The organism is Bradyrhizobium sp. Gha (genome assembly GCF_900113735.1).
Lineage (GTDB): Bacteria > Pseudomonadota > Alphaproteobacteria > Rhizobiales > Xanthobacteraceae > Bradyrhizobium.
Window position 1 is genome coordinate 98,781 of sequence record NZ_FOQM01000027.1, and the last position, 10,168, is coordinate 108,948.

At 64.1% G+C, this 10,168-nt stretch carries 8 protein-coding genes; 5 read left to right on the plus strand and 3 right to left on the minus strand.

The window, feature by feature from the left end:
- Nucleotides 1-324 precede the first annotated feature (324 nt).
- A complete protein-coding gene (locus tag BM222_RS27585; RefSeq protein WP_244547267.1) occupies nt 325-1,884 on the plus strand; it encodes a glycoside hydrolase family 17 protein in 1,560 nt (519 codons plus the stop codon).
- Here the strand turns inward: BM222_RS27585 and BM222_RS27590 are convergent.
- Together BM222_RS27590 and BM222_RS27595 are read right to left on the minus strand one after the other, a co-directional pair.
- The gene (locus tag BM222_RS27590) at nt 1,844-2,224 is read right to left on the minus strand and encodes a hypothetical protein (protein ID WP_092235040.1); all 381 of its coding nucleotides are present in this window, start codon (nt 2,222-2,224) and stop codon (nt 1,844-1,846) included. The genes BM222_RS27585 and BM222_RS27590 overlap by 41 nt on opposite strands.
- 384 nt (nt 2,225-2,608) lie before the next feature.
- Nucleotides 2,609-4,054, minus strand: coding sequence for a hypothetical protein (locus tag BM222_RS27595; RefSeq protein ID WP_092235043.1), 1,446 nt, complete (start codon nt 4,052-4,054; stop codon nt 2,609-2,611).
- Between the two features lie 180 nt (nt 4,055-4,234).
- On the opposite strand from BM222_RS27595, the gene glmU reads away from it, so the two are divergent.
- The gene (gene glmU / locus BM222_RS27600) at nt 4,235-5,590 is read left to right on the plus strand and encodes a bifunctional UDP-N-acetylglucosamine diphosphorylase/glucosamine-1-phosphate N-acetyltransferase GlmU (protein ID WP_092235089.1); all 1,356 of its coding nucleotides are present in this window, start codon (nt 4,235-4,237) and stop codon (nt 5,588-5,590) included.
- Nucleotides 5,591-5,596: 6 nt separating this feature from the next.
- Here the strand turns inward: glmU and BM222_RS27605 are convergent, their stop codons facing one another.
- The gene (locus tag BM222_RS27605; RefSeq protein WP_092235046.1) at nt 5,597-5,827 is read right to left on the minus strand and encodes a hypothetical protein; all 231 of its coding nucleotides are present in this window, start codon (nt 5,825-5,827) and stop codon (nt 5,597-5,599) included.
- A gap of 225 nt (nt 5,828-6,052) precedes the next feature.
- Here BM222_RS27605 and glmS point away from each other — a divergent pair, with 225 nt between their 5' ends.
- The 3 genes from glmS (at nt 6,053) to BM222_RS27620 (ending at nt 9,703) form a co-directional block, all read left to right on the plus strand.
- Nucleotides 6,053-7,879, plus strand: a complete 1,827-nt coding sequence (gene glmS / locus BM222_RS27610; protein WP_092235049.1) for a glutamine--fructose-6-phosphate transaminase (isomerizing) — start codon at nt 6,053-6,055, stop codon at nt 7,877-7,879.
- 79 nt (nt 7,880-7,958) lie between these two features.
- Nucleotides 7,959-8,729 carry a DUF502 domain-containing protein gene (locus tag BM222_RS27615; protein WP_092235051.1) on the plus strand — a complete coding sequence of 257 codons (771 nt, stop codon included), beginning with the start codon at nt 7,959-7,961 and terminating at the stop codon, nt 8,727-8,729.
- 107 nt (nt 8,730-8,836) lie between these two features.
- Nucleotides 8,837-9,703: a DUF1932 domain-containing protein gene (locus BM222_RS27620; protein WP_092235054.1), complete on the plus strand. Its 867-nt coding sequence runs from the start codon at nt 8,837-8,839 to the stop codon at nt 9,701-9,703.
- The last annotated feature ends 465 nt before the right edge of the window (nt 9,704-10,168 follow it).

A 10,168-nucleotide genomic window follows, 5' to 3' on the forward strand; every position in this document is an offset into this window, starting at 1 on the left:
CCCCAATATCTCAGCCGTCCGACCCGCGGGAGGACCCCGCCGACGCCGATGTGATGGCGTCGAAATGGGTCTCCAATGCGGCGGAAAAGTCGCGTGAAATCCATTGGCCTGTATTTGGATTTTTGTCCAGCAAAGTCACGATCCTACGGCCCGGTCTAACGGCCGCAGGTTATTTCGCCGGGGAGAGGCGGGGTCTCACCCGTGCCCCCCCTTGGCAGACGGCGTGCGAGCAGGTAATCGACGGGCCCTTCGCGGAGGACGGAACCGATTTCTCTTCGTACGCCACTGGCGCTTCTGCTCGTCTCCCTGGGTGCGATTGCTGCCGTGTGGTGGTGGCTTGCCACGCCGATCACGCTCGCGCGTGCCCCCATCGACCCCAACGACAAGGTCCAATGCGTCTCCTACGCCCCGTTCCGCGGCGAGCAGACGCCATTGAACGCATGGACCCACATCGAGGCCGACCAGATCGAGCAGGACCTGCGGCAACTGAAGCAGATCACCGACTGCGTCCGCACCTACTCGATCGAGAACGGGCTCGACCAGGTGCCTTCGGTCGCGACCAAGGTCGGAGGGCTGAAGGTGATCCAGGGCATCTGGCTCGGCAGCAACCGCGCCAAGAACTTTGAGCAGGTGGCGACCGCTATCCGCCTCACCAAGGAATTTCCCGACACCATCTCCGCGCTCGTCGTCGGCAACGAGGTGCTGCTGCGCGGAGAGATGACGACACAGGATCTGATCGCGATCATCCGTTCGGTCAAGGCGCAGGTCAGCGTGCCCGTGACCTATGCCGACGTGTGGGAATACTGGCTGAAGAACCGCGAGGTCTACGACGCCGTCGACTTCGTCACGATTCACATCCTGCCTTACTGGGAGGATTTGCCCGTGAAGGCGAAATTCGCCTCTGCCCATGTCGAGGCGATCCGCGAGCGCATGGCGGTGGCGTTTCCCGGCAAGGAGATTCTGATCGGCGAAACCGGCTGGCCGAGCGAAGGTCGCATGCGCGACGGAGCTTTGCCGTCGCGTACCAACCAGGCGCGGGTCGTCTCGGAAATCCTGGCGCTTGCCAAGACTCAGAAGTTTCGCGTCAACCTGATCGAGGCCTATGACCAGCCGTGGAAGCGGCGGTTAGAGGGCACCGTCGGCGGCTATTGGGGCCTGCTCGATTCCGTGCGGCGCCAGCTGAAATATCCGCCGGGCCAGCCGATCAGCAACTTCCCGTTCTGGAAATGGTACATGGGGTCAGGCATGGTCCTCAGCGTGCTGGTGTTCGCGGTCGCGGGCATCACGCTGCGTCGCCGGCCCTGGACGCCGCGCTTCTCGGCCTGGCTTGGCGTCGGCATCTCCGCGACATCGGCGGGCATCCTGCTCGGGATCGCCGCCGACAAAATGTATTACGAGAGCTACGGTTGGGGCGGTTGGCTGCAATGGGGCGCGCTGCTGCTCGCCGGCATCCTGTCGCCGATCTTCTGTGCGCAGGCGCTTGTCATCGGCCGCAACCTGCCGAGCTTCCTCGACCTGCTGGGTCCGCGCGAGGGCCGCAAATGGTCAAAACTCTCGGCCGTGCTCGGCCTGACCGTGGCGGTCACGGCAGTGATCGCGGCCGAGACCGCGCTTGGATTCGTATTCGATCCGCGCTACCGCGACTTCCCCTATGCCTCGCTGACGATGGCGGTGGTGCCGTTCGCGCTGTTGATGCTGAACCGGCCGCAGATCGGCGTGCGGCCGATTGCGGAAGCGGTGTTCGCGGGGCTCTTGGCGCTGTCGGCGGTCTATGTGCTTCTGAACGAAGGCCGCGACAATTGGCAGGCGATGTGGACCTGCGCGATCTATTTGCTGTTCGCGCTCACGCTGTGGCGGGCGCGGGCCGAGCAAAGCCAAGGATGAGCAGGCCGATCGCAAGGCCTGCCAGCACGATGTTGTAGAGCACGATACCGAGGCCGGCAGCGATGACGCCGAGCGTGAGCAGCACGATCGAAGGCCGCATCAGGTTCAGCGTCGCGATGACCAGCGCGACAATGCCGAACACCGAATTCTTGAACAGCGACGTCGACACCGAGCGTGCCTTGCAGATCATGGTCTGCAAGCCGGCGTCGCATGCGAGCGCCACCGTCGAGAACTCGATTGCGAGATAGCGCACATAGAGCGCCCAGCCGACGGTAACGAACCCGACGACGATGAGAAACTGCACTTGATAGGGCGTAAGGCGGAACGGCTTTTTTGTCATGCGGGCAATATGGTTGGGATGGCGGGAGGGAGCAACAGGGGCGGGGCATTTTATTGCCGGGGGCGTCGCGCCCTCTGCGCTCCTTTTGACGGCACCCCAACGCAATCAGAACCGTAGCGATACGGATTTGCGACAGTTCCTGGGTCGCCTAACATCCCACATGAAGCGCGGGCGTGCCGATCCGATCAGGAGCAGATCACGCCGTTCGAGAGCGTCACTGCGAGGACGCAAGGGAGGTTGGGGGATGGCTGAGGCGTTGCAGATCAATTTTGCGCTTTGGGGCATGATCATTTGCGCAGCAATCAAGATCAGCCAGTTGGCCGCAGTTTTTTAGGAGCCTCGTTTCGGCGAGACGCTGCGGCTTCGACCCAATGCCTGATAGTCCTACCTTCTGAAGAACGACGACAGCGTCGAACTTGTCGAGGCCGTCTCGGGCTTGGCTTGAGCAGCCGGCTGAGGCGCGGGTGCAGGCGCCGGCTCCTCGCGCTTTGACGAGCGCTTGGAGGAGTAGCTGCGGCGATGCCTCTCGGGCTTGGCAGCGGGCGCGGGAGCAGGGGCGGTTTCAGCTTGCGGTAGCGCGTCCTGGCTCCTCTCCGCGTTCTTGTCCTGGTTCTGGTCTGAGCCCTTGTCCTGGTTCTTGTCTTGAGCCTTGTCGTGGGCCTTGTCTTGGGCCTTGTCTTGAGCCTTGTCTTGGCCGCCGCGCATCGACAGGCGCTGGCCGTCGAACACGGTCGTCTCGCAATGGCGGTCGTTCTCGGCAAGACCGGCGCAGAGCTTCGCCGCGGCAGCGGCGTTGATCAGGGGGCCGGCGCCAAGGCGGAGCTGCATGCCGAGGCCGTTACCGCTTTCCTTGATCATGATGATCGGCCGGAGCGCGGCGATTTCCGGATTGGATTTGTACAGGCCACGCCAGAGCGCGCGCAGGCCGTCGACCGAATTCGCGCCGCCGAGATCGATCGCAAAGCGCGTCTGCTGGACCGTGATCGCGGAAGGTTCTGCCTGGCTTGCTTCCGGTGATTTGGCCGGTGTCGCGGCAATCTCGGTCGCGGGAGGCGTCGGCTCAGGTTTCTTCTCTGCGGCCTTGTCGGTCGCGTCCGGTTCGATCAATTTCGATGCGGCCGGATCGGGCGGAGCCATGATCGACTTCGATGGCACCAGCGGAGGGATCGGGATCGCTGACGTGGTCACCGACGATAGCGGTACGAGCGAGGCGGCGGAAGCGCTCTGCGGCGGCGGGCTCGTCGGATCCTTTGCTGTGTCTTTCGAACTGTCCTTGTTCGAGCTGTCCTTGGGCTCCTTGCCAGCGCCTGCGCGCGGCCTGTCGACCAGCGAGGCCGCGGTGGAGGCGACCGGCGCGATCTCAGGTGCCGGCGTCGCGGGTTGCGCAGCCGCAACGGGCGGGTCCTGCGGCTTGGGGACCGGCGGCTGGGGTGATGTCGCGTTCTGCCTGGCGAGGGCGCCCGTGACGGAATCGAGCCCCTGTTCGAGCACCGTGATGCGCGTATAAAGCCGGTCGCGATCGGAGTTCAGCGTCTCGATCGCGGAGGTGAGGCGGCGCGTTTCGAGCTGGCTTTCCTTGGTCAGCACCTGGAGCCGGTCGGACTGGCGGGCGAGATCGGCGGAGGCGACCTGGTCTCGTCGCCAGCCGAGCTGGGCCTGGTTGGCCATCACGGCGATCACGACGGCGCCGACGGCGGCCGCGCCCCAGGAGCCTAGCCGCCAGAGCATGCGACGATCGAACGTGCTTTCCTCGGCCAAAAGGCCGGAGAACAGTCCGCCGGTCTCCTTGTCGCCGAAGGCATCCGCCAGTGGGTCGGAATCCTTTGCCATGAATGTTGAGTGCCCAGCCCTGTCCGGCTTCCCCGAATCAATCAAGGAACATTAACAGGAAAACCCACGCGCACTTGAATTCCGGGCGTTTGCGGGGGTAGCAAGGCAACAAGCTCAGGCGACATCGGCTTGTCGCCCGTCGACATGACGATCGTTTCGGCCATTTTTGACAGGATTGCGATGACCGCCCGCTCAAGCCTCACGATCGTGCTCGCCGCCGGCGAGGGCACGCGCATGCGATCCAGCTTGCCGAAAGTGCTGCATTCCGTCGCTCACCAGACATTGCTCGCCTATGTGCTGGGTGCCGCACCGCAGGGAACCGGCACCGCGCTCGCGGTCGTGATCGGCCCGGATCATCAGGCGGTCGCGGACGAGGCGAGGCGGATCCGTCCCGATGCGCTCGTGTTCGTCCAGGCCGAGCGGCTGGGCACCGCTCACGCGGTGCTGGCAGCGCGGGAGGCCATCGCGCGGGGCGTCGATGATGTCCTGATCGCGTTCGGCGATACGCCACTGATCTCGGCCGAGACTTTTGCGCGGTTGCGCGCGCCGCTCGCCAGGGGCGCGGCGATTGCCGCGCTCGGCTTTCGTGCGGCCGATCCGACAGGCTATGGCCGCTTCATCGTCGAGGGCGACCGCCTGGTCGCGATTCGCGAACACGCCGACGCTAGTGCGGACGAGCGCAAGATCAATCTGTGCAATGCCGGCGTGATGGCGGTCGACGGGCGCCGCGCCCTCGCGATCCTCGACAAGATCGGCAACGCGAATGCCAAGGGCGAGTACTATCTGACCGATGCGGTCGGCATTACCAGCGACAATGGATGGGAGTCCGTGGTGATCGAGACCAGCGAGGACGAAGTGCGCGGCATCAATACCAAGGCCCAGCTTGCGGAAGCAGAGGGCGTGATGCAGGCGCGGTTGCGCAAGGCGGCCATGGAGGCCGGCGTCACGCTGATCGCCCCTGAGACCGTCTATCTTGCCCCCGACACGACGTTCGGCACGGATGTCACCATCGAGCCCTTCGTGGTGATCGGACCGGGCGTTTCGATCGCCGACGGGACCGTGATCCACTCTTTCTCACATATCGTGCAGACTACGCTCGGCAAGAACGTCTCGATCGGTCCCTATGCGCGGCTGCGTCCCGGCACGTCGCTCGGCGACGGTGCGCGGATCGGCAATTTCGTCGAGACCAAAGCCGCGACGCTGGAGGCCGGCGTCAAGGTCAACCATCTCTCCTACATCGGCGATGCCACCGTTGGTGCCAATTCCAACATCGGGGCCGGCACCATCACCTGCAACTACGATGGCTTCAAGAAGCACAAGACGACAATCGGGCAGGGCGCTTTTGTCGGCACCAACTCGTCACTGGTCGCTCCCGTGAAGATCGGCAATGGCGCCTATATCGGCTCCGGCTCGGTGATCACGCGCGACGTGCCCGATGACGCCATGGCGCTCGAGCGCAATCAGCAGACCATCCGCGAAGGCGGCGCTGCGCGCTACCGCGAGCTGAAGACGACCGGCAAGACGACCCAGAAATAAGCGGCGCTAGTCGTCGTCGGCGACCTCGGAGAACATCGCGCGCGAAAGGCGCCAGCCGCGCGGCCTGGCGCGCTTTGCCGGTTCGCCGGCGGCCTGCGTGACGAGGACAGGCTTGGCTTCCTTGCCGCGCTCCATGGCACGCTGGGGCGGTGGCCAATGGGCAAGGTGCGTGCCCGTGGTCTCGCTGGCGTGTACCAAACTCGATGACAGACCTTTGCGGTCGGACGTGCGTTTCATGGCCACATCTCCTGGCGGAGGAATCGTTGGTCAAATCTGTTGACAACGCGTTAATGCACGCGGTTAAAGGCCGGCCACTTCAGACGAAGCGCAGGGCGCCCGGGGGCTGTCTCGATCAGCAATAATTGCAATAATTATTGACTATCTGGTTCCCTGGGAATTTCGTTAAAAACCGGGCGCGTCGTTTAGGCGATTTTTTCGACGATTTGGGGGATATTGATCCGCATGTGCGGGATTGTCGGCATTCTCGGGCGCGAACCGGTTGCAGAGCAATTGGTGGATTCGCTCAAACGTCTCGAATATCGCGGCTACGATTCCGCTGGTATCGCCACGCTTGAAGGCAAGCACCTCGAGCGCCGGCGCGCCGAAGGCAAGCTGAAGAATCTGGAGAAGCGGCTGGAAGCCGAGCCGTTGAAGGGCACCACCGGGATCGGTCACACCCGCTGGGCCACGCACGGCAAACCGACCGTCAACAACGCCCATCCGCATGCGACCGATCGCGTCGCGGTCGTGCATAACGGCATCATCGAGAATTTCCGCGAGCTGCGCGAGGAGCTCGAGAAGAAGGGCACGGTGTTCCACACCGAGACCGACACCGAGATCGTGCTGCACCTCGTCGACGATCTCTTGAGCCGCGGCAACAAGCCGGTCGAGGCGGTGAAGCTGACGCTGGCCCGCCTGCGCGGCGCCTTTGCGCTCGGCTTCATCTTCGCCGGCGACGACGATCTCATGATCGGCGCCCGCAACGGTCCGCCGCTTGCGATCGGGTATGGCGACGGCGAGATGTATCTCGGCTCGGACGCGATCGCGCTCGGCCCGTTCACGGATACGATCAGCTACCTCGAAGACGGTGACTGGGTCGTGCTGACGCACGAAAGTGCCGATATCTTCGACAAGGACGGTCAGCCCGTCACGCGCGACAAGATCAGGCACGCTGCCTCGACCTCGCTGGTCGACAAGGCCAACTACCGCCACTTCATGGCGAAGGAGATCCACGAGCAGCCGGAAGTGGTCGGCCATACGCTGGCCCGTTATGTCGACATGGCGAGCGAGCGCGTCTCGCTGCCGGTCAAGCTGCCGTTCGACTTCAAGGACATCCAGCGCATCAACATCACGGCCTGTGGCACCGCGAGCTACGCCGGCATCGTCGCAAAATACTGGTTCGAGCGCTTTGCACGCCTGCCGGTCGAAGTCGATGTCGCCTCCGAATTCCGTTACCGCGAAGCGCCGCTGCGCAAGGGCGATCTCGCGATCTTCATCTCGCAATCAGGCGAGACCGCCGACACGCTTGCTGCGCTGCGCTACGCCAAGGCCGAGGGCGCGCACACCATTGCCGTCGTCAACGTCCCGACCTCGACCATCGCGCGTGAGAGCGAGACCGTGCTGCAAACGCTAGCCGGCCCCGAGATCGGCGTCGCCTCGACCAAAGCCTTCACCTGCCAGCTCATGGTACTGGCGAACCTCGCGATCGCGGCGGGCAAGGCGAGAGGCGAATTGTCCGATGAGGATGAGACCAAGCTCGTTCACGGTCTCGTCGAGGTCCCGCGCTTGATGTCGGACGCGCTCACCACCGAGCTTCAGATCGAGAAGCTCGCGCACCGGATCGCCAAATCCCGCGACGTGCTCTATCTCGGCCGCGGCACCAGCTTCCCGCTGGCGCTCGAAGGCGCGCTGAAGCTGAAGGAAATCTCCTACATTCACGCCGAAGGTTACGCCGCCGGCGAGCTCAAGCATGGCCCGATCGCGCTGATCGACGAGACCATGCCCGTTGTGGTGATCGCGCCCCACGACAGGGTGTTCGAGAAGGCCGTCTCCAACATGCAGGAGGTCGCCGCCCGCGGCGGCAACATCATCCTGATGACCGACGCCAAGGGCGCGGCGGAGGCGACAGTGGATTCGCTCGTCACCATCGTCATGCCTGATATGGCTGCGGCTTTCACGCCGATGGTCTATGCCGTCCCCGTGCAGCTGCTCGCCTATCATACGGCTGTCGTGATGGGCACCGACGTCGATCAGCCACGCAACCTCGCGAAGTCAGTGACGGTGGAATAGGCAGAAGGGATCAGGTCACGCTCTTCCAAAACCTGCTAGAAGTCCCTAGCTTGAATGTAGCGACCGACCTGGAACCCGAATGACCCCCCGCGACGACGCGCCTGCGCCGCTTGATCCCGCCCCGGAACCACATACCGGCCTGATGGGCCGCTTCCGCAATTATTTCCTGACCGGACTGATCGTCACCGGTCCGATCGCAATCACCCTGTACTTGGTCTGGTGGTTCGTCACCTGGGTCGATGGCGTGGTGCGGCCATTCGTGCCGCTGGCCTATCGTCCCGAAACCTATCTTCCTTACGGCGTTCCCGGCTGGGGACTGATTGTCGCATTCTTCACGCTGACCTTGGTCGGCTTCCTCGCCGCGAACCTGATCGGCCGTACCCTGGTGGATGTCGGCGAGACCTTCCTCGGCCGGATCCCGGCCGTGCGCGCGATCTATCGCGGTCTGAAGCAGGTGTTCGAGACGCTGTTCTCAGGCAAGGGCTCGAGCTTTCGCAAAGTCGGCCTCGTCGAGTTTCCCTCGCCCGGCATGTGGTCGATCGTGCTGATTTCCCAATCGCCGAACGAAGAGATCTCCCGCAGCCTGCCGGGGCAGGAGGAACATGTCTCCGTGTTTCTGCCGTGCTCGCCGAATCCGACCACCGGATTCTTCTTCTACGTGCCCAGGAGCAAGATCATCGAGGTCGAGCTCACCGCCGAGGATGCGGCAACGCTGATCATGTCGGCCGGCGTGGTGCAGCCTGGCTCGGCGCCCGATCCGAAGAAGGCCGCCGCGCTTGCGGGCATGGCCAACGCCGCGCGCATCGCCAACGCCTCAACACTTCGGCCGGAGCCTGCGAAGGCGGAGTAGGGCCATTCCCATGCGGGATGGCCCCGGGTCACGCAGGCGTTCGTGTCCTCTGCTATTGTTCCGGTCCAACTGAGCGCAGCGCTCGGAATTCGAACCGGAGTGCCTCGATGTCCAAGGCGTCAAAGACCATTGCGATCCTCGCGCCCGGTGCCATGGGCAGCGCGGTGGCGCGCCGCCTGAACGAGAGCGGCGCGCGCGTGCTGACGTCGTTGGAGGGGCGAAGCGAGGCGACGTTGAAGCGGGCCGCGGCTGCCGGCATGGTCGGCGCCGGGGACGATGCGATTGCGGACGCCGACATCATCCTCTCGATCGTGCCGCCGGGCGAGGCGGTGGCGCTCGCCGAGCGGCTGGCCGCGCTCATTGTCAGGCGCGCGAAGAAGCCTGTCGTGGTGGACTGCAACGCCGTCAACGTCGACACGGTAAAGCGCATCGAGGAGATCATCGGCTCGGCCCAGGCGCCCTTCGTCGACGGCGGCATCATCGGCTTCCCGCCGCAGCCGGGCGGCAAGAGCCCGGCATTCTATTTGTCGGGTGAGCATGCCAGGGACGTTGTTGTGCTGAAAGATCTCGGGCTCGACATCCGCGTGGTCGAAGGCCCGGTCGGTGCGGCCTCCGCGCTCAAGATGTCCTATGCCGGCATCGTCAAGGGTCTTGCCGGGATTGGCTCGGCCATGGTCCTGGCAGCAACCAAAGCAGGCGCCGCGGACGCGCTCCGCGACGAGCTCGCGCTGAGCCAGCCCGCGATCCTGGCGCGGCTCGAGGTCGCGCTGCCCGACATGATCCCGAAGGCCTATCGCTGGGTCGCGGAGATGCAGGAGATATCAGGCTTCCTGGGGTCCGATCATCCGGCAAGCCAGGTCTACCAAGGTTTTGCGAGGTGGTTTGAGCACCTCGCGGCGGATGCGAAGGGCGATGCTGTGGATGCGGAGTTGATGAAGGCATTCGCTGCCAGCGTCGCGCGGAAGAAGACCTAGCCGTCCGGAGTTGCCGAAACCGACTCCGGAAAGCTTTGTCCCGGTCGCGTCTCAAGCGTACAACGTGTGCCGAGCTCCACCCACACCATCATAGCGAGCGAAGCGGAGCAATCCGGAATCTTTCCGCGGAGGAACTCTGGATTGCTCACATGGGGAGTTTGCGTGTCAAGGTGTTTGATCAGCTCTTTGTTCGATTGCAGGCCAGCTCTTCGTCCCGACCGTGGCAGTGTGAAGATGGCGCGCGCAGGTCACGTCAAGGTCGGCCCGGAGGGCCGCCGCGCAGCGGCTTGACCTTGACTTGACCGAGCACGCCATCAGGCTGGTGTGGTCGGGCGTAGCGGCGGAAGCTCCTTTCGGTTTGCGATCCAAGGGTCGAGCCGGTTTTGGCAATCTGGTTTGCATGCCAGATCAAACTCACATTCGGTCGTCGCGAGGGTCACGACTGCACCAACATTCCGCTTGCGG